18 protein-coding genes are annotated in these 23821 nt (G+C 67.0%); 6 read left to right on the top strand and 12 right to left on the bottom strand.

Annotated elements, in window-relative coordinates:
- Positions 1 to 35 precede the first annotated feature (35 nt).
- Together D9V32_RS01100 and D9V32_RS01095 are read left to right on the top strand one after the other, a co-directional pair.
- Positions 36 to 3023: a helix-turn-helix transcriptional regulator gene (locus tag D9V32_RS01100; protein WP_121647051.1), complete on the top strand. Its 2988-nt coding sequence runs from the start codon at positions 36 to 38 to the stop codon at positions 3021 to 3023.
- Positions 3024 to 3132: 109 nt separating this feature from the next.
- Positions 3133 to 4461: a carboxylesterase family protein gene (locus D9V32_RS01095; RefSeq protein ID WP_121647050.1), complete on the top strand. Its 1329-nt coding sequence runs from the start codon at positions 3133 to 3135 to the stop codon at positions 4459 to 4461.
- An 808-nt stretch (positions 4462 to 5269) separates the two neighbouring features.
- Here D9V32_RS01095 and D9V32_RS01090 read toward each other — a convergent pair.
- The 12 genes from D9V32_RS01090 to D9V32_RS01040 form a co-directional block, all read right to left on the bottom strand.
- Positions 5270 to 6145, bottom strand: a complete 876-nt coding sequence (locus tag D9V32_RS01090; RefSeq protein WP_183086114.1) for an SDR family oxidoreductase — start codon at positions 6143 to 6145, stop codon at positions 5270 to 5272.
- A gap of 105 nt (positions 6146 to 6250) precedes the next feature.
- A complete protein-coding gene (locus tag D9V32_RS16150) occupies positions 6251 to 6427 on the bottom strand; it encodes a hypothetical protein (protein ID WP_183086113.1) in 177 nt (58 codons plus the stop codon).
- A 175-nt stretch (positions 6428 to 6602) separates the two neighbouring features.
- Positions 6603 to 8192 (bottom strand): ABC-F family ATP-binding cassette domain-containing protein, encoded by a 1590-nt coding sequence (locus tag D9V32_RS01085; protein ID WP_121647049.1) that lies wholly within the window; start codon positions 8190 to 8192, stop codon positions 6603 to 6605.
- An 81-nt stretch (positions 8193 to 8273) separates the two neighbouring features.
- Entirely contained in the window at positions 8274 to 9293 is a 1020-nt protein-coding gene (locus tag D9V32_RS01080) for an N-acetylglucosamine kinase (RefSeq protein ID WP_245981897.1), read from the bottom strand.
- Positions 9290 to 10546 (bottom strand): family 4 glycosyl hydrolase, encoded by a 1257-nt coding sequence (locus D9V32_RS01075; RefSeq protein ID WP_121647048.1) that lies wholly within the window; start codon positions 10544 to 10546, stop codon positions 9290 to 9292. Before D9V32_RS01075 ends, D9V32_RS01080 begins: the two co-directional genes overlap by 4 nt.
- Before the next feature lie 35 nt (positions 10547 to 10581).
- Positions 10582 to 11733: an ROK family transcriptional regulator gene (locus tag D9V32_RS01070; RefSeq protein WP_121647047.1), complete on the bottom strand. Its 1152-nt coding sequence runs from the start codon at positions 11731 to 11733 to the stop codon at positions 10582 to 10584.
- Positions 11730 to 12593: an ABC transporter ATP-binding protein gene (locus D9V32_RS01065; protein ID WP_121647046.1), complete on the bottom strand. Its 864-nt coding sequence runs from the start codon at positions 12591 to 12593 to the stop codon at positions 11730 to 11732. Before D9V32_RS01065 ends, D9V32_RS01070 begins: the two co-directional genes overlap by 4 nt.
- Positions 12590 to 13531 (bottom strand): ABC transporter ATP-binding protein, encoded by a 942-nt coding sequence (locus tag D9V32_RS01060; RefSeq protein ID WP_121647045.1) that lies wholly within the window; start codon positions 13529 to 13531, stop codon positions 12590 to 12592. The genes D9V32_RS01065 and D9V32_RS01060 overlap by 4 nt, the downstream gene beginning before the upstream one ends.
- Positions 13528 to 14547, bottom strand: coding sequence for an ABC transporter permease (locus tag D9V32_RS01055; protein WP_121647044.1), 1020 nt, complete (start codon positions 14545 to 14547; stop codon positions 13528 to 13530). Before D9V32_RS01055 ends, D9V32_RS01060 begins: the two co-directional genes overlap by 4 nt.
- Positions 14540 to 15544 (bottom strand): ABC transporter permease, encoded by a 1005-nt coding sequence (locus tag D9V32_RS01050; protein ID WP_121647043.1) that lies wholly within the window; start codon positions 15542 to 15544, stop codon positions 14540 to 14542. Before D9V32_RS01050 ends, D9V32_RS01055 begins: the two co-directional genes overlap by 8 nt.
- Positions 15545 to 15592: 48 nt before the next feature.
- The gene (locus D9V32_RS01045; protein WP_121647042.1) at positions 15593 to 17269 is read right to left on the bottom strand and encodes an ABC transporter substrate-binding protein; all 1677 of its coding nucleotides are present in this window, start codon (positions 17267 to 17269) and stop codon (positions 15593 to 15595) included.
- A 210-nt stretch (positions 17270 to 17479) separates the two neighbouring features.
- Positions 17480 to 19189 carry an ABC transporter substrate-binding protein gene (locus D9V32_RS01040; protein WP_121647041.1) on the bottom strand — a complete coding sequence of 570 codons (1710 nt, stop codon included), beginning with the start codon at positions 19187 to 19189 and terminating at the stop codon, positions 17480 to 17482.
- Between the two features lie 278 nt (positions 19190 to 19467).
- Between D9V32_RS01040 and D9V32_RS01035 the strand changes: the two genes are divergently transcribed.
- The 4 genes from D9V32_RS01035 (at position 19468) to D9V32_RS01020 (ending at position 23812) form a co-directional block, all read left to right on the top strand.
- Positions 19468 to 20502 carry a zinc-binding dehydrogenase gene (locus tag D9V32_RS01035; protein ID WP_121647040.1) on the top strand — a complete coding sequence of 345 codons (1035 nt, stop codon included), beginning with the start codon at positions 19468 to 19470 and terminating at the stop codon, positions 20500 to 20502.
- Positions 20503 to 20712: 210 nt separating this feature from the next.
- Positions 20713 to 21780, top strand: a complete 1068-nt coding sequence (locus D9V32_RS01030) for an iron chelate uptake ABC transporter family permease subunit (protein WP_121647039.1) — start codon at positions 20713 to 20715, stop codon at positions 21778 to 21780.
- Positions 21777 to 22772, top strand: a complete 996-nt coding sequence (locus D9V32_RS01025; protein WP_183086112.1) for a FecCD family ABC transporter permease — start codon at positions 21777 to 21779, stop codon at positions 22770 to 22772. Before D9V32_RS01030 ends, D9V32_RS01025 begins: the two co-directional genes overlap by 4 nt.
- A gap of 71 nt (positions 22773 to 22843) precedes the next feature.
- Positions 22844 to 23812: an ABC transporter substrate-binding protein gene (locus D9V32_RS01020; protein WP_121647037.1), complete on the top strand. Its 969-nt coding sequence runs from the start codon at positions 22844 to 22846 to the stop codon at positions 23810 to 23812.
- The last annotated feature ends 9 nt before the right edge of the window (positions 23813 to 23821 follow it).

The following is a 23821-nucleotide window of genomic DNA, read 5'->3' as shown; positions in this document are numbered from 1 at the left end:
TGCCCGTTCCCACCACTGCGTGACACGATAGGGGTATGAGTATGCCCGCCACCAGCGCGCGCCTGATCGGCCGCGGCGAAGACCTCGCGCTTCTGCGCGAGGCCTTTGCCGTTGCTGCCACGGGTGATACCCGCACGGTGGTGCTGGGCGGGGAGGCAGGAATTGGCAAAACCCGTCTGCTCACCGAGTTTGTGGGCGAGGTACGGCCGGGTGCCCTCGTCCTCACCGGGCAGTCGGTGGATCAGGGGTCCGTCCCCGCGCCGTACTCCCCGATCACCGGGATTCTCAAGTCGCTCCTGTCGCAGTGTGGGCCCGAGGAGCTGACGCGCACGGCCGGTTCCGGCCTCGATACGCTCGCCTCCCTGCTGCCCGCCCTCGGAGCGGTGGAGACCCCGGTCGAGGATACCTACGATCACGAGGCACGCGGGGCGGGCAGGCTCCACGAAACCATCACGCTCATGCTGGAGACCCTCTCGCTCGAGCGTCCCCTGGTCATCGTGATTGAAGACCTGCACTGGGCCGACGGTGCCTCCCTGCAGCTCCTGGGGTTCCTCGTGCGGGCCCTCGTTCACGATCGCGTCCTGCTGCTGATGAGCTATCGCAGCGACGAGGTGCCGCGGGGTCATCCACTGCGTGCGTTCCTCGGTGAGCTGGATCGTACCCGCCGCGTGCAGCGCCACGAGCTGACCCGGCTCAGCCTCGACGAGGTGGGTGAGCAGGTTGTCGGCATCATCGGCACCTCCCCCGATCGTGACGACCTGGAGCGGGTGTTCGAGCGTTCCGAGGGCGTTCCCTTCTTTGTGGAGGAGCTCATCGGCATCGCCGAATCCGGTGCCGCCGACGATCTCCCGGATACCCTTCGTACCCTGTTGCTCGGGCGGTACGACCGCCTCGATCCCGCGACACAGCTGCTCCTGCGCATCCTCTCGGTGGGCGGTGTGCGGGTGGATCACCGGCTGGTCAGCACCGTCTTCGAGGGCGATTCGGCGGCCCTGGACGCCGCGGCCCGCGAGGCGGTGAGCGCGCACGTTCTCGTTGCCGGTGAGCGTTTTTACACCTTCCGTCACGCGCTCGTGCGCGAGGCAATCTACGCCGATCTTCTCCCCGGCGAGCGCATCCGCTTTCACACGGCGTACGCCGAGGCCATCGAGGGGCGTGACGCGCGCGACACCGAGGTGTCTGCCTGGGCGGAGGTCTCACACCACTGGATGTCGGCACGAAACCTCGCGCGCGCGTTCCCCGCCACCAAGCACGCCATGGATGACGCCTACACGGCATCCGGTTACGCGACCGTGGCGCAGTTTGGTGAGCGCATGCTCGAACTGTGGGATCAGGTGGAGGACCCCGCGGCGAGCGCGGGCATCGACCGGCTGGAACTGATGTACCAGACGGCCTGCGCGCTCAACGATGCCGGGGATGTGGAGCGCTCGGCGGTGCTCGTTGATCACGCCCTGCGCGATCCGGCCGCGCCATCGGACGTGCTGCGGGCAAAGCTGCTGCGCACCCACTCTCAGCACCTCTCCCGGCTCGGCCAGCCGGGCACCCGCGCGCCCCTCGAGGAGGCCCTGGCGCTGCTCCCCGACGGGGCCGAACCGCGCCTGCGTGCGCTCATCCTGAACGATCTTGCCGGGGAGGACCTGAGCGCCGGAAACCTCGCTCGGGCCCGGGATCACGCCGACCGGGCGATTGTCTCGGCCACCGAGGCGGGGTCGGCCTACGCCCTGTCGGCCGCGGCCGGCTACGCGGGAACAGCGCGGATCATGAGCGGCGATATCGCGGGCGGCCTGGCGCTCCTGGAGCGGGCCGAGGAGGTGGCCGCGGGAGACGCCGAAACACTGCTGCGCTACCGCGTCGCCGCCTCGGATGCACACTTCCGGCTGGGCAACCATGCGCTGTCGATTGAACTCGCCCTCGCCGGGGTGCGCGATGCCAAGGCCGTGGGGATGGAGCGCAGTTCCGGGCTCGTCCTCGCCTCGAATGCCGTGGATCCGCTGCTCGCAATGGGCCTGTGGGACGAAGCCGACACGATTATCGAGAGTACCCTGGCGCTGCGCCCGGCCCTCACCTACTCGGTGTATCTCCGCACCTCGAAGATCCTCCTCACCCTGTGGCGCGGGGAGCCCGAGCGTGCCGCCGCCCTGCTCGCGCGCTGGCGCGGGCAGATGGATGTGATCGGTCGCCAGGAGCTTCACTCCCGTTTCTCAGTGGCCGCGGTGGCCGCCCAGGTGTTCACCTCCACCGAGGATCTGGCCGCTGCCTGGGCGAGCCTCGAGGTGCTGCGCGAGCACGAGCAGGATCCCGTGGCCGGATACGATCTGCCGCTGCTGCCCGTCGCCGCCCGGGTGCTCGCGTCGATCCGCGCGGAACTGCGTCACCGTGCCCGTACGGGGGTACCGGCGGACCCCGCCCGCATCCTGCCCGAGGGCGTCACCGAGGCCGATCTGGATCAGCGGGAGGCCACCTGGCGCGGCATGCTTTCGGCGTATAGCGGCTGGCCGACGGCGGAGTTCTGGATCACCGCTTTTGAGGCCGAGCTGGGTGAACCCGGCGGAATCGGGGAGAACGCCGATGCCTGGCGGGCGCTGGTGGCCGCCGCCGCGTCCTCCGTCGCCCCGGCCCGCTACGTACCGTATGCGCAGCTGCGGCTCGGAACGCTACTCCTGGAGCGCGGCGACCGTGCCGAGGCCCAGCATGCGCTGGACTGCGCCGTCACGGAGGCGCGCGCCCTCGGCGCGGGCATTCTTGAGCGGCATGCCCGGGAGGCCGCGGGCCTCGGCGGGCTGGCGGTCGACGGGCACACTCGCACGCGTCGACGGCGAAACAGCGATGAGCTGACCTCCCGCGAGCGCCAGGTGCTCACGCTGGTGGCCGAGGGGTTGAATAATCGCCAGATCGGTGAGCGCCTGTTTATCAGCACCAAGACGGCGAGCGTGCACGTCTCGGCGATCCTTCGCAAACTCGGGGTGGCCTCGCGCACCGAGGCCGCGGTGCACGCGGGGGCCAGCGGTCTCCTGGGTACGTAAAAACACGATAAACGTTATTGAAATACCTCTGGACCATTGCCGCGGAGTGATCCGCGGCCCTACTCTGTAAGAGGTGTCTGTGTGGCGCCCACTCACCCGGAGGTGTCCAATGACGCTCACCTTTCATCCGCCCTGCGGCCCCATCATCGCCCATCTTGATCGCGGCGTGATCCGCGCCCACGGGGTGCGATACGCCTCGGCCGAGCGCTTTGAGAGACCCCGGGTGGCACCGGATCATACCGAGCCATTTGACGCTGAGACCCGGGCACCCGCCTGCCCACAGAACCCCACCCCGACGCTCGATGAGGTTCTCGGGGCAGATTTCTCGTCGATTCCCCGGGATGAGGACTGCCTGCGTCTCTCGGTCACGGCACCGATCGATCTGGGCCCCGACGAGCGGGTGCCGGTCATGGTCTGGGTGCACGGCGGCTCCTACGTCACCGGCTGCGGAGACATCGCGATCATGGATCCGCGGCCGCTGGTGGCCGAGCAACGCGTGATCGCCGTAACCATCACGTATCGACTGGGGCTCTTCGGTTTCCTCGGCAACCCCACGGAGGATCCGGCTCGCCCCGCGAACCTCGGGCTGCGGGATCTGGTGCTGGCGTTCCGTTGGGTCGCCCGCAATATCGAGGCCTTCGGGGGCGATCCCACCCGGGTGACCGCCTTCGGGCAGTCCGCCGGTGCCGATGCCATCGCCCACCTGATGGCGCTCCCGGAGGCGCCCGAACTGTTTTCTCGAGCAATCATCCAGAGTGCCCCGCTGGGAATCCGCGGGGGTCGCGAGGTGATGAGCCGGGCGATGTTTGATGCCGCGACGGGAATCACCCCGGACACCCCGGTCCCCGAGGTACTGGAAGCCCAGGCACGCGTCTCGGCCATCGGCGCGACGTTTGGGCTGAACGGGGCGATGCCCTTCGGCTGCCAGTACGGCCTGGATCCACTTCCCCCGGAGGAGTGGATCGAATCGGCCTGGGATCGCACCGCCGCCCGCATTCCCGTGTTGATCGGGCATACGGCAGAGGAGACTCGACTGTTCATCCCGGCGATCCCCCGTCTCGCCCGGGCGGTGGGTACACCCGTGGTGGGCCCGGTACTCGGCCGCGTTGCGGTATCCTCGCTGACCCGCAAGGTCTATGGAGCCTCCTCCCGGGAGTTCGCGAAGCGGCACGTGCGTGCCGGCGGGCAGGCCCACCACTACGTGATCGACTGGGCCGCCGCGGGCAACCCCTTCGGCTCGGCCCACACCATCGATCTCCCCCTCCTCTTTGGCGATGAGGAAACCTGGGCGGCCGCAACGCTGCTCACCGGTGCCACCTGGAGCGAGATCGACACCGCCGCACGACTCGTCCGCGGAGTCTGGGCCGCCTTCGCCCGCGGCGAAGACCTCGGCGACCGCGCCGAAATCCCGCACACGCTGCGCTACGCGCGGGTGTAGACGCAACTGCGGAAGCTGAGCGCGCGATGCGATGTACGTGAGCCCTCATGAACTGGTCCTAGGCTGTCCGCATTTGCCCCTCCCGGCAAAAACTTATTGACCGCGATCTGAGCCTCTGTATGCGAAGGGTGTTCCCTTTCTCTTTCATTCGAGCCTCTCAAACCATCCTGATTTTCCGCGCCAATTCGATGATTACGAATGTGCTTTGACCGGTGTATCAAACGATCAAAACCACGATGGCCAACAACGTGAAAACATCCGTGACTGATTCCGAGGTATTGCGACCCCCTTCGTCTCAAAATAGCCTCGCGATATGAAAAAAACCCAGATCAGGATACTTTCCACCGTCCTCTCCGCAGAGGCACCGTTTGGGGCATCCGCTCACACGGTGGAATCCGTCACCGTTCCGTTGTACGGCGACGGACGATGGAAGGCAGCCGTTGGTCTTGGTGGGCTCACCTTCGTATCTGGTGCTACCGCTCAATGCCTCGCAAATTGGGAACGATAGGCACGATGGCTAGACACCGTACCTCCCGAAAGGCCGAATGGCTGGTGTGGGGAATCGGCTTCACCATTTACGGCGCGGTGGGAGTAACCCTGGTCCACTGGAATACCGGGCTGGCGTGGATGTGGCCGCTCCTTGCGGTCGCACTCGTTGTCTGCGCGAATCTTGCCATTCGAGCACTTCATTCGAGGTAGCTCAGGCGACCGCGCCGAAATCCCGCACACGCTGCGCTACGCGCGGGTGTAGGGGTCGGGGGCGACCCGGGGCGGGCGGCGAGGGGCCACCCACCGCGGGTCACGCGGGTTAGAGGTGCTTCCCGCCCGTGACCGCGAGCACCGCGCCCGAGGTGTACGAGGCATCCTCGGAGGCGAGGTACACGTAGGCACCGGCAACCTCCGCGGGCTGTCCGGCGCGGCCGAGGGGCGTATCCTGGCCGAACGTTTCGACGCCCTCTCCCCATCCGGTAGCGGGGATCAGCGGTGTCCAGATCGGTCCGGGTGCCACCGCGTTTACGCGGATGCCCTGCGGGCCCAGCTCCTGCGCCAGCGAGGCCGTCAGCGACACGAGCCCCGCCTTGGTTGTTGCATAGTCCAGCAGCGACGGAGAGGGATCATACCCCTGAATGGACGCGGTGAAGATGATGCTGGCCCCGGGGCTGAGCCGCGGGACAGCGGCCCGGGTCACCAGCATTCCGGCAAGGAGGTTGGTTTCCCAGACGCGCACGAGTTCCTCGCGCTCGAGGTCCTGCACCGCGGTGCGGTTCTTCTGATAACCCGCGTTGTTCACGACGATGTCGAGGGACCCCAGCTCGCGAATGGTCTCGCCCACGATCCACGCGCAGTAGCTCTCCTCCCGCAGATCACCGGGAAGCAGGATGACATTGACCCCGGTGGCGCGCACCAGCTCGGCGGTTTCTTCGGCGTCCTGACGCTCCTCCGGCAGGAACGAGATCGCGATGTTCGCGCCCTCGCGAGAGTAGGCGATGGCCACCGCGCGCCCGATGCCGGAATCACCCCCGGTAATCAGCGCGGTCAGTCCGGCGAGGCGACCGTGGCCGCGATAGCTCAGCTCACCGTGGTCGGGTTTGGGCGTGATCTCGTGGGTGAGCCCGGGCTGCGAGATGTCCTGGCTCGGAAATGAATCGGTACGGTACTTGTTGCGAGGATCGGTGTGTGGCATGGTGGTGCTCCCTTCTCAGGGAGTACCCGGCCGAGGCCGGATACTCCGGTTCGGTTGCGACTCTGCGATACGGCTACGTCTCGGTGAACCTGCGCGCGACGCCGCCTAGTCCGGCGCGTCGAGCGAGGTCAGATCGTCGTCATCGCGTTCGGGTTCGCCGACGCGGCGCTCGTGATCGTTATCGCCCTCGTCAAAGGCGTCGGCGAGTTCATGCTCGTTTGGCTCGGCGGGACGCCCGGATGATTCGGCATCGTGGCGCGGGCTGGTCGGGTGTGTGTTCATATGAAACGGAACAACTCCGAAGCCCCGGTTGGGCGATCAGGGTTGATCCGTCTGGATCACCTCCTGTGCCCTCCACGCTATCAATCACACTCGTGAGGTCAAGGGAATTGTGTGAATTCACCGGTTGGGTACCGGCGAAGCGGCGGCCACGAACGCCCGCGTGGCCGCCCCTGCGCTAGGCCGAACGCACCTCCACGGTGCCCGGGGCCGCGCCCTCGGCACCGAAGACGAGCATGCGGGTGGCCACCTTGTCGGTGAAGAAGCGGTCGTGGCTCACCACGACGACGGCACCGGGGAAGTGGATCAGAGCGCGCTCCATGACCTGGGTGCTCGCGAGGTCGAGGTGGTTGGTGGGCTCATCAAGGAGTAGCACCGATGCGCCGGAGAGCAGGCACTGCGCCATGGCCACGCGGGCGCGCTGGCCACCGGAGAGCTCACGGATGCGCTTCTTCTGGTCGGCTTCGGAGAACTGGAACATCGTCAGGAAGCGGGCGATCGACTTGCGGGTGGCGCGGAACGCCAGGCTGTCCGGCATCGCGCCCACCGCGTGTGCGACGGTGTCATCCGGGTCGAGTTCGGCGAGCTGCTGGTTGTACGAGATGGTGCGCACTCCCCCGGCCCAGGCGGTCTCGCCGGTGTCCGGCTTTTCCTCGCCGGTGAGCACGCGCAGCAGGGTCGACTTACCGCTCCCGTTGGCTCCGATCACCACGAGGCGGTGCCCGCGGCGAATCTCAAACTCCACCCCAGAGAACAGGGTGCGCTCCCCATAGGACTTACTGAGATCGGCCACCCGGCAGAGCACGTCCTTCACGTGCAGGCCACCATAAATATCGGTGAGAATTTCATCCACCGGGCGCGGGGCGCGAGACTTCTTAATGCCCGCGAGCTGCTTGCCCAGGCCCTTACCGCCGGCCTTCGCGGCCTCGCGGCGGTCGGCAATGCCCTCGGCCTCAAAGGCCAGCAGCTCGGCCTCGTGCTGGTACTGCTGCTCCAGCGTCTTCAACCGGAACTGCTTCTGCACCACGTACTCGGCAAAGTTCCCGGCGTACTCGTGCAGGTGGTAGTTCTCGACCTCGATGATGCGGGTCGCCACCGAATCGAGGAACGTCCGGTCGTGGGAAACGATGATCGCCGCGCCGCGGAAGGTACGGAACCAGGTTTCGAGCCACTCGACACCGGCCACGTCGAGGAAGTTGGTGGGCTCATCGAGCAGCAGCACATCGGGCTCTTCAAGCAGGATCTTCGCCAGGGCCGCGCGGTTGCGCCAACCACCCGAGAGCGAATCGATCGGAATGCCGCGATGCGTCTCGGTAAAGCCGAGCACGCTCAGCGCCCGATCGATCTTGCGGGTATAGTCCCAACCGTCGATGCGCTCCATCTCGGCAAACAGCTCGGCCTGACGCTCGATCAGCGCGTCCAGGTCGCCCATCGGATCGGCGGCGATCGAGGCGTCGATGCCCGCAAGCTCTGCCTCCACCGCGTGCACGTGCCCAAACAGGCCCTCAAGAACCTCGGTGATGGTCGCGGTGCCATCCAGCTCGGAGAACTGCGAGAAGTACCCGATCCTGATGTCGGGATCGAGGGTCACCGTGCCCGCATCGGGCTGCACCTGATCGAGGACGAGCTTCAGCAGGGTGGTCTTACCCGAACCGTTGCGGCCGATCAGGCCCACGCGATCCCCGGCGTCGAGCCGCAGGAATGCCTCCCGCAGAATCTGGGTGTTTTCAAAGCGGACGTGGACGTCGTTTAGCCGAACCAGGCTCATGCGGGGATACTCCTCGGGATGCGGGCGCACGTTCTGTACGCCCGCACCCAGTTTAGGCGGAGTGAGCGGATGCGAGCCCCGCTAGGGCCGCACCGCGCCGAGCGCGACCCGCGCCTGGGCGAGCACCGCGGCATCCGCCCCGGCGTCGGCGAGGGCCAGCAGCCCGGCCCCGAGCACCGGCGGCGCATCCACCACCACAAGCTCGGCGCGAGCGGCCGTCTCGGCGAGGCCCGCGCGGGTGCGCGCCAGCAGCAGCGGATCCCGTGAACGCGCAACCCCGCCACCGATCACCACCTGCACGGCCTCCCCCGCCATGTCGAGCCGGCCGATGCTGGCCCGGGCGTAGGCAACGATCTCATCGGCCTGACGCTTGACCACCGAGATCGCGACCGCGTCGCCCGCGGCAGCCGTGGCCATCATGAGCGGCGACAGGCTCGACAGGCTGCCATAGGCGCGGCGACCGAAGTGGATGTCCTCGGTCACCTCGGCCACCGAGCTCGCGCCGGTCGCGGCGAGCAGCGCATCCACAAGCAGCGTCTGCGGCCCGCGGCCGTCCTCGGCCCGGGCGGCGTGCCACAGCACGTCGCTTCCGAGGCTCCCGCCGCCACCCCAGTCACCCGAGATTCCGCCGAGCGCGGTAAACCGGTACGTCTCGCCATCGGCACGCAGACCGATCGCGTTCATTCCGGTACCCACCACGATCGCCACCGCGTTCGGGGCATCACTGCCCGCGCGCAGTAGCGCGAAGAGGTCGTTATCCAGGACGAGGTTTGACCCGGCCCACGGCAGCCCGGCCACGGCCGCGCGGTAGTCCTCGATTTCCTGCGGGAGATCAAGCCCGGACAGATACAGGCTCACCTGCACCAGGGCCGAGGGATCGATGCCCGCAAGTACCGCCTGTACCGCGGAGTCCACGGTCTCGACGGACTCGGCCAGCCCCTCCACCTGCGGACTCGATCCACCCCGGCGGGCGTGCGCAATCAGCTCACCCTCCAGATTCAGCAGAACCGCGTCCGTCTTCGAGCCGCCGCCATCTACGGCAACGACGTACCGGGCCGAGGAATCCGCCACGACGGCGGAATCGGCCGGAAGGGGGCTCACGCCCACTCCAGGAAGGGCGCGTTTGCCTTCATCAGCAGGTCGGTGAGTTTCTCGGCACGATCATGCTGCAACACCAGCGGGTGCGCCCGCATGGCGCGCAGTACGCGGTCACGACCGCCGTGGATCGCGGCGTCCAGCGCCAGGCGCTCGTAACCGGCCACCGAGGAGATCAGCCCGGAGATGTCATCCGGCAGGGCGTCAATCGGCTCGGCCACAAACTTTCCATCGATGAACTTCGCCGGCACCTCAATCACGTGGTCATCCGGCAGGAACGGCAGGCTGCCATCGTTGCGCAGGTTAACCACCCGCGAGATGTCCTGATCGCCGCGCATCAGCGCGAGCACCTGAACGGCGGCCTCGGAGTAGAACGCGCCACCGCGCTTCTCGAGAATCGCCGGCTTGGTGTCCACGCTCTCATCGGCGTAGATGCCCAGCAGCTCGTTCTCGATGGCCCGCACGGCCGCGGCGCGCGACTCGTTGTGCAGCTGCTCGTGCAGAACCTCATCGTGCGCGTAGTAGTAGCGCAGGTAGTAGGAGGGCACCACGCCGAGCTGGCTGAGGAGGGCGGCGGGGAGCTCCACCTCGTCCGCGAGCTCCCCGACGGTGTTCTGGAGCAGCCCGGGCAGACGGTCCTGGCCGTCTACACGGATGCTGCGCTCCCAGGTCAGATGGTTGAGGCCGACGTGGCCGAGCTCAACGCGGTCCGGTTCGACACCCAGGGTGTTCGCAAACCGGCGCTGGAATCCGATGGCCACGTTGCAGAGGCCCACGGCACGGTGACCGGCCTCCAGCAGCGCGCGGGTCACGATGCCCACCGGGTTTGTAAAGTCGACGATCCAGGCGTCGGGCTTCGCGTGCTTGCGCACGGTATCGGCTATGTTCAGCACCAGCGGTACCGTGCGCAGGGCCTTCGCGAGGCCACCGGGACCGGTGGTCTCCTGGCCGATGCAGCCGACCTCATGGGGCCAGGTCTCGTCCGACTCGCGAGCATCCTGACCGCCGACGCGCAGCTGAATGAGCACCGCATCGGCACCGGAAACACCGGCGACGAGGTCGGTGGTGGCGATCAGCTTCGCCGGGTGTCCGGCCCGCGCGAGCATGCGACGGGAGACGCCGGAGACGAGCTCCAGGCGGCGCGGATCGGTGTCGACCAGGGCGATCTCCTCGAGGGGGAGAACGTCCCGCAGCCGGGAGAAGCCGTCAATGAGTTCGGGGGTGTAGGTGGACCCTCCGCCAACGATGGCGAGTTTCATGGTGGTTCCGTTCGGTAAAGAGTGAGGGGTAATAGTTAGCGGGACAGAATGCGCGCCTCGAGGCGCTGGCGGATCTGATCAACGAGGAGTTGTCGGGCGCCGAGCAGCACGGCCAGGGGGCCGGCAAGACTCGCACGCACGGTGATTTCGGGATGGGCGTCGCTGCGAATGCGGCTCGCCACCCGGGCGGCGAAGGCGTCCCCGCCGGCCACACCGGTGGGCCCGCCCAGCACCACGAGGGCGGGGTCAAGCACGGCGAGCACCGGATCAAGCGCAAACGCGACCCGATCGGCGAGGGTGTCCCGCGCCTCGGGGTTTTGTGCGAGTAGCGCCACGGAATCCGCATAGGCGGTACCCTCGGGCAGCCCGAGCAGCCGGGTGACCGCCGGGCCACCGAGGAGGTCCGTGGTGTCCGAGGGCTCACCGGTATCGGGGGCGGCCGCCGCGAGATAGCCGATCTCACCGGCGCTCCCGGCCGCACCGCGATGCAGCAGGCCGCCGAGATCCACCCCGACACCGAGGCCCTCGCCCAGCCACAGCAGGGCAAAGCTGCTGGCGTCTCGGGCGGTGCCCTCGGCGCGCTCGGCCATCGTCGCGAGGTTGACGTCGTTCTCCAGCGTCGCGTCAATCTCCAGCGCCGCCTCGATCCGCTCGCGCGATCCGATGGCCGGCCAGCCGGGCAGGGTGTCGGTGAGCGAGAGCCGGTCGCGTTCGCGCCAGACCGCGGCCTGCACTCCGATCGCCACCGCGGCCACCGCATCCGTGGGTACCCCGGCCGCCGCACACGCGGCGTCAATCGCCGCCCGCACGTCGTTTTCGGGTGAGCGCTCACGCCCGGCCAGCGGCACGCGGCTAATCGGATGCTCGGTGCCGATCGCGTCGACGAGCACCGCCTCCAGGAACTCCCCGTGCATGCTCACGGCCACCCCGGTGATGCGGTCGGTGCGTACGCCGTAGGACACCGCGGTGGGCCCGCGGCTGCCCGACACCTCCCCAACCGGGGCGATCAGCTCGGCGCTTTCGAGCCGGGTGAGCATCTGACCGGCGGTGGGCTTGGACATCCCCGAGAGCTCGCCCAGCTGTGCCCGAGTGAGCGGGCCGTGAGTCAGCAGCAGGTGCAGTGCCGTGCGGTCATTTTGTACCCGCAGCCAGGTGGATGTTCCCGGATCAATCTGCGTCTGGCTCATCTGAAGCTCCCTTCGGCACGGACCTCCGCCTTCAGCTGACCCAGCCGATCGGGATCGGCGGCAGCGTCCAACAGGGTGCGCGTGTATTCGTGCTGTGGGTTCAGGATGACAGAATCGGGCTCTCCGCGCTCGACAATTGCGCCCCGATACATCACCATGATCTCGTCCGAGAAGTGACGGGCGGTCGCGAGGTCGTGCGTGATGTAGAGCACGCCGAGCCCCTCACTGCGCTGCAGATCGGCGAGCAGGTTGAGCACGCCGAGCCGAATCGACACGTCGAGCATCGACACCGGCTCATCCGCCACGATGTAGGTCGCTCCCGGCGCGAGCGCGCGGGCGATCGCCACGCGCTGACGCTGACCACCGGAGAGCTCGTGCGGCCGGCGATCGGCGTATCGACTCGAGGGCGTCAGCTGTACGCGCTCCAGAAGTTCGTGCGCCCGCGCGGTGATCTCCTTCTTGGAGAGGTGCGGGTTGTGGATCTTCAGCGGCCGCTCGACGTGGTGCAGGATCGTGTGGAACGGGTTCAGTGAGGCAAACGGATCCTGAAACACCATCTGCACCTTCGAGCGGTAGCGCTCGAGGGCCCGGCCCCGGTTGGGCGCCTGGACACCGTCGAGCAGAACCTGCCCGCCGGTCGCGTTTTCGAGGCGTGAGATGATGCGCGCCACGGTGGATTTCCCCGATCCGCTCTCCCCCACCAGTGCCACGGTACGACCGGGCTCCAGCGTGAACGAGACGTCCGAGACCGCGTGCAGCGTGGTGCGGGCAAAGCCCGAGCGCAGCGTGTAGTCGCGCTTCAGGTTGCGAATCTCCAGGGTGGAGGGGGCCTCGGGGCGGCCCTGCTTTGCGTGGCTCATGCGCTCTCTCCTGCCGTGTTGGTGCTCGGGGCGAGCGGGGCGACACCGCGGTCGGTGGGTGCGGGCGCACCGTGTCCGTGCCGAACGAAGTCGCCGCGGGCGCCGCGCAGGCTCGGGAAGCTCTCGAGCAGTTTGCGGGTGTATTCGTGCTGCGGATCACGGTAGATGCGGTCGGCCTCATCGAGCTCGACGATGGCGCCGTCACGCATGATCGCGATCCGGTCGCTGATCTCGATGAGCAGCGGGAGGTCGTGGGTGATGAAGATCACCGCGAACCCGAGCCGCTCGCGCAGCCGCATAATCTCGCGAATAATGCCACGCTGGACCACCACGTCGAGCGCGGTGGTGGGCTCGTCCATGATCATGACCTGCGGGTTGAGTGCGAGGGCCATGGCGATCATGATGCGCTGGCGCATACCGCCGGAGAGCTCGTGCGGGAACGCCCCGAGACGGTTGGGGTCCACCCCGACCAGCTCCAGCAGCTCGGCGCTGCGGGCGCGGCGCTTCGCCTTGGCCATACCCGGGCGGTGCGTGGTGAACACGTCATCGAGCTGAGCCTGTACGGTCATCACCGGGTTCAGGGAGTTCATCGACCCCTGGAACACCATCGAGACCTTGTCCCAGCGGAAGCGTCGCAGCCCCTCGCCGGAGAGCCCCACCACGTTGATGTCGGTGCCATCGATATCGTGGAACTCCACGTCGCCACCGGTCATCACGGCCGGTGCCTTGAGCAGGCGGTTGAGCCCGTAGGCGAACGTGGTCTTGCCGCAGCCCGACTCCCCCGCAAGCCCGAGGATTTCTCCGCGGTGCAGGGTGAGCGAGACATCCTTGACGGCCTGCACCGGCGGCGTGACCTCATACGTGATGCTCACGCCGTGGGCCGTGAGCACCGGGGTGCCGCGCGTCTCCTCGCCGGAAGCGTTGGTGCTCTCACTCATGCGATCGCTCCGTTCTCGCTGACGCTGCGGCCGGCACGGCGAGCCTTGCGCTGGTTGCGCGCGGCCTGCGGTGCGAGGCGCAGCTTGGGGTTGACGACCTCATCGATCGCAAAGTTGATCAGGGACAATCCGGTACCCAGCAGGGCGATGAGCGCTCCCGGCGGAACGAACCACCACCAGGCCTGGCTGCCCACGGCCTGCCCGGTCTGGGCATCGTTGAGCATGGTACCGAGGGTGATCGACCCGGTGGGGCCAAGACCCAGGTAGGACAGGCCAGCCTCACCGAGGATCGCGAAGATCACGCCGAAGATCAGCTGTGCGGCCAGCAACGGCACGAGGTTCGGCAGGATCTCCACAAAGATGACCCGCAGCGGCTTTTCACCGGCCACCCGGGCGGCGGCCACGTAGTCGCGCATCCGCAGCGACTTGGCGGTGGCACGCAGCACCACGGCGGAGCCCGCCCAGCCGGTAATTCCCAGCACGATCGCCACCAGGAGGGAGCTTCGGGCAAACGCCCCGAGCCCCTCGGTGTGCTGCACGTAGGCCGCGATAACCATGACCAGCGGGAGGCCCGGAATCACCAGCATGATGTTGGTGATCAGGGTGAGGACCTCATCCAGGACCCCGCCGAAGTATCCGGCGAGGACACCAAACAGGATGGCCAGCAGCAGGGCGAGCCCACCGGCGACCACGCCCACGAACAGCGATCCGCGGGTACCCCAGGCGAGCTGGGCAAACACGTCATAGCCGAGCTTGGTGGTTCCGAGGATGTGGCCGTCTCCGGGCGGAAGCAGCGCGTCGTTGCCGGAGAACCGGGGATCCTGCACGAAGAACGGTGCGAGGATTCCAAACAGTGAGATGACCACCACGATGATGATGCCGGTGAGGAGCTTGCCGGAGATCCGCGGCAGCGGGCGACGCGTACGGTCGGTCTTCGCGATGCGAATGGCGGCGAGGGTGGAGGTGGGGGTGGGTCCGGTACGAACCGGGACCTCGGGCGAAGTGTTGTCAGCCACGGTGTCTCACTCTCGGGTCAATAAATCCGTAAATCAGTTCCATCAGGAAGTTCGCCGCCAGCACCGTGAGGGTGATCACGAGGAACACGCCCTGCATGAGGGAGTAGTCGAGGCCCTGCACGGACTGAATCATGAGCTTGCCGATGCCCGGATAGCTGAACACCTGCTCGGTGACGATCGATCCGGCCACCACGAAGCCCAGGGCGATACCGAAGCCGGCGAGGCTCGGAATCACCGCGTTGCGGGCAGCGTAGCGGGTGCGGATCCGGCTCGGGGTGAGGCCCTTGGCCTCGGCGGTCACGACGTAGTCCTCGGACATGGTCTGGACCATCATGTTGCGCATGCCGAGCAGCCAGCCGCCCACCGAGGAGATCACGATGGTCAGTGCGGGCAGGATGGCGTGCACGATGGTGCTGCTGAAGAACGCCCAACTCCATTCGGGGCCGCCGGGGAAGTCGAAGACGTCATACCCGCCGATGATGGGCAGCACACCCATCTGGACGGAGAGCACGGCGACCAGCACGAGTGCGAGCCAGAAGTAGGGAATGGACTGGAGGAAGGTGGTGGCGGGAACCAGGTGGTCTACCCAGGTGCCGCGCTTCCATCCCACCCAGGCACCGGCGGCAATGCCGAGCACAAAGGAGAGGACGGTGGCGACACCGACGAGCATGACCGTCCAGGGCAGCGCCGCCCCGATCAGCTCCAGTACCGGGGCCGGATACCGCGTGGAGGAGACACCGAGGTCTCCCTGCAGGATCCGACCCCAGTACGCGATGTACTGGTCCCAGAGGGTCATCCCCTTTTCTGCACCGAGCATCGAGGTAATCCCCCGAATGGTTTCCTCGGAGAGGGGCCTGCCTCCGTTAGCACGCCGCAGCTTCCCCAGCATGATTGCGGCCGGATCTCCCGGGAGCAAGCGTGGCAGGAGGAAGTTGAGCGAAACAGCAGCCCAGAGCGTGATGACGTAGAACAGGATTCGTCGAACATAAAAAGACACCGTTCAACCCCCCGTTGCGTGTGTGGTGATGGCCATGGAACCGAATTTCTACTTCGCGGGCTTGAGGTGGGTGAGTACGATTGCCGAGGCGGTCGACAGGTACGGCAGCGGTGCCGCGTACAGGTCCTTCTCGCTCGGCCAACCGGTGAAGTCCTTCGTGTTGAAGAACGCCTGGCTGGCGTTCAGGACCACGGGGATGTAGGGCAGGTCGCGGGCGATCTCGGTCTGGATCTTTGCGTAGGCTTCCTTCTTGATGCCCTCGTCCTCGGTGGCGCTCGCGGTCTTCACCGCGGCGTCAACGATGTCGTTGGTGTAGCGGGCATAGTTCTGACCCTTGGTGGGCTCCGATCCGACCTTCGCGGTGGCGGGGGTCGAGAAGTAGCGCTCGTAGGTCGAGTAGGGGTCGGCCACGAGGGACTGGGTGACGCCGTAGAGGGCCATCTGGAAGTTACCGTTTGCCAGCGGGGTCCAGTACTCGGCCTCGGAGACGGTGCGGTTGTTGATGCGGATGCCGGCCTTCGCGGCCTGCTCGCTGATCAGCTTGGCCGCATCGTTGTAGTCGGTCCAGCCGTCCGGGGAGAAGAGATCGAGCTCGATGGCCTTGCCGTCCTTCCCGTAGAAGCCGTCGGAACCCTTGGTGTATCCCGCGGCCTCGAGCGTGCTTCCGGCCTCGGCGATGTTGGCTTCCTGCGGGCTCTTGGCTAGGGCCGGGTCGGAGAGCCACTTCTCGTCACGCGGCAGCAGCGCGAACGAGGGTGAGGCCACACCGGAGAGCCCAGCGAAGGCCTTGTCGCTGATCGCGCCACGGTCGATGGCGAGGTTGATGGCCTGGCGCACGGCGGGGTCGGTCTGCGGACCGGTGCAGCCAAGCGCCACGGTCGAGCAGGTCAGCATGGTGGTGGGGTCCTGCTGCTGGTTGAGGGTCGAGATGCGACCGCCGGCGGTGATGGCATCGGGGTTCGCAATGAACTGGCCCACCCAGTCGATCTTGCCGGTCTTCAGGAGGTCTTCCGAGGACTGGTTGGAGTCGATACCGATGACCTGAACGGTCTTGACCGCGGGAGCGCCGTCACGGTAGTTGGGGTTGGCCTCAACGGTGTAGGCGGCGTCGGTGAACGACTTCAGGACGTAGGGGCCGGAACCAACGGGCTTCTGGTTGGTTTCAACGGTGTAGTCCTTGATGTCCTTCCAGATGTGCTCGGGGATCATCCAGGTGGAACCGAGGATCAGCGAGGCGGCGGTGAACTTCGGGGCGGAGTAGGTGATCACCACGGTGGTGTCGTCGGTGGCCTCGACGGAGACCATCTCGGGGTCCTTGTTCGAGCCGTAGCCGAAGGTAAACGCAACGTCCTTCGCGGTGAGTGCGGTGCCATCCGACCACTTCTGATCAGCCTTGATCGTGATCGTGAGGACGGTGCCGTCTTCGCTGTAGGAGTACTTGTCGCCGATCAGACCGGTGGGGGGATCTGCGGAGAGCTGGTTGAAGAAGAACAGGGGCTCGTAAATCGGGCCGAAGGTGAAGTGGGCGGCGGTGTCCACGGCGAACGGGCTGAAGTTGTTGTTGATGGGGGTCATGGATCCCGACCAGACCCGCAGCGGCTTGTCGGATGCGCCGGAACCACCGGAGCCTCCGTCTGCGCCGCCGGCACATCCGGTCAGGGTGAGCGCCAGTGCGGCTGCACCGGCGGCGAACATCATACTGAGTCGTTTGCGTCGACCAGTCATAGTAAAACCTCTTCTCATGAGCGTTAGAGCTGGATGGTGAAAGGTGTTGCTCGGCAGCATCCTTGCTGCCTGTTCTCAGGAGATTATAGGAAAAGAGGTTTCCAGTAAAGCACTTTCTTGTTTATTTTTGGTCACGATCATGTTTCCAACCGGCCCCCGTGTGTTCACCATGTTTCGGATGCCGCCCGCGCGGGGCGGGCGGCATCGGCCCTATTTCACGGGTTTCAGGCGGGCGAGAATCACCGCCTGGGCCGTGGCCAGGTACGGCAGCGGCGCCGCAAATCGCTCCTGTTCGGTGGGCCAGCCGGTGAAGTCTCGCGTGTTGTAAAACGCCTGACTGGCATTCAAAACCACGGGAATGTAGGGCAGGTCACGGGCGATTTCCGCCTGGATTGCCGCATAGGCCTCACGCTTGGCCCCCTCGTCCTCCGTGGCGCTCGCGGCGGCGACCGCGGCATCCACGATCGGGTTGCTGTAGCGGGCGAGGTTTAGGCCGCCGTCCGGGGAATCCCCGACCGGGGCGGTGGAGGAGGTCGCGAAGAAGCGATCATAGTTCGAGTACGGGTCGGCCACGAGGGACTGCGGGAGCCCGTAGAGCGCCATCTGGAACGTGCCACTGCCCAGCGGGGTCCAGTATTCGGCGTCGGAGACGGTGCGATTGTTCAGCCGGATCCCGGCGTCCGCGGCGGCCTCGGTAATGAGCTTTGCGGCGTCGTTGTAGTCGGTCCAGCCATCCGGAGAGAACAGGTCGATCTCGATGGTGGTGCCGTTCTTGCCATAGAACCCGTCCGAACCACGGACGTAGCCGGCGGTCTCGAGGATGCTCGCGGCCTGCGCCTCATCCGCCCGCTGCGGGCTGCGCAGGAGTGCCGGGTCGGTCACCCACTTCTCGTCACGGGGAATGAGCGCAAACGAGGGCGATACGACGCCGGACAGCCCACTGAACGCCTTCGAGCTGATTTCGCCGCGATCGATCGCGGCGTTGAGCGCCTGCCGCACCGCGGGATCCGTCTGCGCGCCGGAGCAGCCGAGCGCCTCCGAGGAGCAGGTGATGAGGACGGTGGGGTCCTGTTGGAAGTTGACGGTGGAGATCCGGCCGTCCGCGGTGATGGTGTCGGGATTCGCGATGAACTGGCCGACCCAGTCGAGCTTGCCCGTGCGGAGGAGGTCCTCGGAGGACTGGTTGGAGTTCACCCCGATCACCTGCACGGTTTTGACCGCGGGTGCCCCGTCTCGAAAGTTCGGGTTGGCCTCAACCGTGTACGCCGCATCGGTGAAGGACTTCAGCGTGTAGGGCCCCGAGCCCACGGGGTCGCTGTTGGTTTCGGACGCGTAGTCGGTGATTTTGTTCCAGATGGCCTCGGGCAGGATCCAGGTGGCACCCAGAATCAGTGAGGCCGCGGTGAACTTGGGGGCCGAGTAGGTGAGCGTCACGGTGCGCACATCGGTGGCCTCGGCGGAGACCAGATCGGGATCGACGTTGGCACCGTAGCCAAACGTGAACGCGACATCCGAAGCGGTGAGCGCGGTACCATCCGACCACTTCTGATCCGGTTTGATCGTCACCGTGAGAACGGTGCCGTCCTCACTAAAGGAGAATTCGTCGCCGATCAGGCCGGTGGGCGGATCTGCCGAGAGCTGGTTGAAGAAAAACAGCGGCTCGTAGATGGGGCCAAACGTGAAGTGCGCGGCGCTACTCGCGGCAAACGGGTTGAAGTTGCGGGTGAGCGGGGCCTCCGATCCCGACCACACGCGCAGCACCTGATCGCCGCCAGCCGATTCCGGGGTGCTCACCGCACAGCCGGTCAGCACGAGCGCCAACGCGACGGCCCCCGCGGCGAGGGCGGTCACCGAGCGTGGGCGTGCGGTGCGCGGGGGTATCGCTCGCGTCTTTCCCGTGGTCTTTCCCGTGGTGAGCATGGCGGATTCCTCTTCTCGTTGCGGCGCTGCTGGAGATGGGGATCACCCGTTCTTCCGAGCGATGCGACCCCGCTGGCGACACTACAAAGATCCCGTTTTCCGGTATAGCTAGTCGCCGTTATCTGGGGCACCTGATTCGCGGATTTCCCGGCGTAGATCCACCCGGGTCGCCCGCTCGCCAAAGAGGACATGGCGGACAAACTTCGCGTTTCTTCGCGTTCACGATGTAATGGAATCAGCGCCTCCCGCGGGGAGACCACCAGCACGAAGGAGCAGCCATGCGCGCCACATACATTCACGGAGCCGGCGACATTCGCATCGAAACCGTGCCCGATCCCGTCCTGATCGACCCCACCGACGCGATCGTGCGCATCGTGCGCGCGTGCATCTGTGGATCGGACCTCCACCCGTACCACTCCAAGCCCGCGGGCAACCCGCGCGCGATCGGGCACGAGTTCATCGGTATCGTGGAGGACACCGGCTCGGCCGTGCACACGGTGAAGCGTGGCGACTTCGTGATCGCGCCGTTTGTGTGGTCGGACGGTACCTGCGAGTTCTGCCGCGAGGGCCTGTTCACCTCCTGCCTGCACGGTGGCGACTGGGGAGATGAGAACGTGGGCGGCGGCCAGGGCGAGGCCACCCGGGTCCCGTTCGCCGACGGCACCCTGGTTCCCGTGCCCGGAATCACCGAGGACTCCCCCCTGCTGCCCTCGCTGCTGACGCTCTCCGACGTGTACGGCACCGGCTATCACGCGGCCGTCACCGCTGGAGTTCGCCCGGGCGAAACCGTCGCGGTGATTGGCGATGGCGCGGTGGGCCTGCTCGCCGTACTCGCGGCCAAGCAGCTGGGTGCCGAGCGCATCATCCTGATGGGTCGCCACCAGGCGCGCACCGATCTGGGCCGCGAGTTTGGCGCCACCGACGTGGTGTCCGAGCGCGGCGAGGAGGGCATCGCGAAGGTGCGCGAGCTCTCCGGCGGCCACGGCGCGCACCGCGTGCTCGAGGCCGTGGGCTTCATGCCCGCGTACGAGCAGGCGCTGGGAGTCGTGCGTCCCGGCGGCGCGATCAGCCGTGTGGGCGTGCCGCAGTATGCGGAGGCCCCGGCCGGCCGCGTCCTGTTTAGCCCGAACGTCACCCTCACCGGCGGCGTCGCGCCCGTGCGCAAGTACATCGGCACGCTGCTGCCCGCCGTGCTCGATGGCACGGTGAACCCCGGCCGTGTGTTCGATAAGACCGTCTCGATCGAGGACGTCCCTGCGGGGTATGTGGCGATGGACGAGCGCACCGCACTGAAGGTTTTGATCGCCCCGTAACGGGCCCCTCCCCTCGAAAATAGGTGGATTCGCGATAGACGCGGCGGCCGGTATCTCCGGACCGCCGCGTCGTGTCGTTTACGCGACATATCTTGGCGCTCATCCCCCTTGTCGCGCCACGGGATTGCGGCATATCGTATAAACAGCAAGGCAAGGCTAGCCTTATAAACTTCGCGTGCTTCGGCATCCTCACCACGCAGAAAGCTGTTTGTGTTCTCCCACTCCCCCGATCAATCGGCGACCGCTCCCGGGGCGCGTTCCGTACCCCACCCACACGCGCGTCGCCCGTCCTGGCGCATCGGCTGGCTGATTCTTACGTTCGCCGCACTCGTCGTCCTGGCGGCGCTGAGTATCGCGATCGGGGCGAAGTCGATTCCGCTCGGCCACATTCTGCCGGCGCTGATCGATCCCTCGAGCGTGGACGACAGCGCCATCATCTCGGGCCTGCGCGTGCCCCGCACGGTGCTGGGTCTGCTCGCCGGGGCCGCTCTCGGCGTGGCCGGCGGCGTGATTCAGGCGTTCACCCGTAACCCGCTGGCCGATCCCGGAATCCTCGGCGTCAACGCCGGTGCCGCACTCGCGGTGACCGTGGGCGTCGCCTATCTCGGTATGCGCGAGATCGGACAGTATCTCTGGCTCGCCCTCGCCGGCGCGATCATCGCGACCCTGGTGGTGTGGATGATCGGTGCCAGCGCCCGCGAGGGTGCCACCGCGCTGCGAATGACCCTTGCCGGGGTGGGTGTGGCGGCCGTCCTCGGCGGGCTCTCCTCGGCCATTCAGCTGGGGCATCCATCCACCTTCCAGAAGATGATGGGGTGGGGCTCCGGCAGCCTACTCACCCAGCCGCTCTCGGCCGCCGCAATCGTGGCCCCCGTGCTACTCGCGGGCATCATCGTGGCAATTATCGCAACCCGCGGGCTGAACGCCCTGGCCCTCGGGGATGATCTCGCGACCTCGCTCGGCAACCGCGCGACCCTGACCCGCACCCTCGCGATCCTCGCCGTGACGCTGCTCGCCGGTACCGCCACCGCACTGGTCGGGCCGATCGCTTTCGTGGGGCTGATGATCCCCCACGTGGCGCGCTCGATCGTGGGACCCTCGCAGGGCTGGATTCTCGCCTATTCGCTGGTGCTCGGCCCCTGCCTCCTGCTCGCCGCGGATGTGGCCGGCCGGCTGATCATGCAGCCAGCCGAATTACCGGTGGGGCTGGTGACCGCCTTCGTGGGCGCGCCGGTGCTCATCCTCCTTGTCCGCCGCTCCCGGGTGGCGGGGCTGTGACCCGCCGGACGCACCGCCGCGCGCTGCTGGCGCTGGTGATTCTCGCGGCGACGGGCCTCGCGCTCTTTCTCTATTCCCTCGCCACCGGCGAGTACGGCCTGAGCCTCGGGCAGGTGGTGGCCGCGCTGACCGGAAACTCCACCGGCATCGAGTCCACGATCGTGCTCGAGTGGCGACTCCCCCGCGCGCTCACCGCGCTACTGTTTGGGGCGGCGCTGGGCCTCGCCGGTGCGATCTTCCAGTCGCTGACCCGGAATCCGCTGGGCAGCCCGGACATCATTGGCTTCGACACCGGTGCCTACACGGGTGCCCTGGTGGTGATGCTGGTGCTCCAGATCGGCGGATCCGCGGCCACCGCGACCGGCGCCGTGATCGGCGGGCTCCTCACCGCCGCGGCCGTGTATCTGCTCGCCTACCGCGGCGGCATGGTCGGGTTCCGGCTGATCGTGGTCGGTATCGGCGTGACCGCGATGCTCACCTCGGTCAACACCTGGCTGCTGATCCACGCCGATACGCAGCAGGCCGTCGGTGCCGGATTCTGGGGTGCCGGGTCGCTGGATAGGGCGTCGCTCGCGCAGCTCGGGCTGGCCGTGTGGCCGCTCCTGGTGCTGTTCGCGGCGGCGACCCTGATCACCCCGGGGCTGCGCATCCTCGAACTCGGCGATGATGCGGGCGCGCAGCTCGGCGTCGCGGTGGAACGCACCCGGCTCGCGGCGATCGTCGTGGGCGTGGGCCTCAGCGCCCTGGTGACCTCATTCGCCGGCCCGATCGCGTTCGTCGCGCTCAGCGCTCCGCAGATTGCCCGTCGCCTCGCCGGGGCCCCCGGGATCGCGTTCCTCCCCTCCGCCCTGACCGGCGGCGTGCTCCTACTCGCCGCCGACGTGATCGCGCAGCACGCGCTCCCCTCCCCCGTGCCGGTGGGCCTCGTGACCGTGGTCATCGGCGGCGGCTACTTCGTCTGGCTCCTCATCGCCGAGGGGCGCCGCCGCTAGGCCCAGGCAGTTTTCCTCACCCGGTTTTCCCCACCCAGTTTTCTCCCACCCACCCCATCGAAGAAGGACCAATGAAGACTCAGTTCCGATTCCGAAAGTCACTGCTCGCCCTGGGCGGCGCGGCACTCGCCCTGACCCTCGCCGCCTGCGGCACCAGCGCGCCGGGCGGCGATGCCTCCGCCGCCGCGGAAACCCGCACGGTCAAGACCGCCGAGGGTTCGGTGAAGATTCCCGCACACCCCGAGCGGATCGTCTCGATCCACTCGTTCACCACCGAGTCGTTGCTTGACTTCGGGGTGACCCCGATCGGGGTGGAGGATGGCGGCGAGGAGTATGTGCCGCAGCGCTACCTCGGAAAGTGGAAGCCGATCGAGAAGATCGTGAAGGGCGGCACCGTCAACTTCGAGAAGATCGCCGCCCTCAAGCCGGACCTCATCGTGGGTGTGGACGTGCCCTACCTGAAGGACGCCTACGCGAAGCTCGCCGCGATCGCCCCCACCGTCTACGCGCCCTTCGATGAGAACAGCAGCTGGTCGACCTACCCCGAGTACACCGCGGACTTCGTGAACGCTCCGGCCAAGTTCACCGAGCTGAAGAAGCGCTATGACGACCGCATCGCCGAGGTCAAGAAGACCTACGCGGCACAGCTGGAAAAGACGAAGTTTGACGTGATCCAGGGTGGTTTCGACGACGGAAACTACTGGATCTACTCCGACAAGACCCAGGTGGGTACCGTCCTGACCGCCCTCGGTGCCAGGTTCGCCTCGGCCACCGCCAACACGCCCGCCGGCGAAAACCAGTCGGTCTCCTATGAGCGCACCGACCTCCTCACCGACGCCGACGCGATCATCTACTACGAAAACAACGACGGCACCCCCGCCAACAACATCGAGAAGCTCTTCGCACTGCCCGGCTACCAGGAGCTCCCCGCGGTCAAGGCCGGCCTCAGCATCGGCACGCAGGACTTCCTCTCCGGCTCCTACTCCGACAGCCTCGGCATCATCGACTCGATCGAAACCGTGCTGAAGAAGATCCAGTAGTACGCCCAG

The sequence above is a fragment of the Mycetocola tolaasinivorans genome, assembly GCF_003667565.1.
GTDB classification, from domain to species: Bacteria; Actinomycetota; Actinomycetes; order Actinomycetales; family Microbacteriaceae; genus Mycetocola; species Mycetocola tolaasinivorans.
The sequence above is the reverse complement of the archived record's forward strand: the minus strand, read 5'-3'. Positions and strand labels throughout refer to the sequence as shown.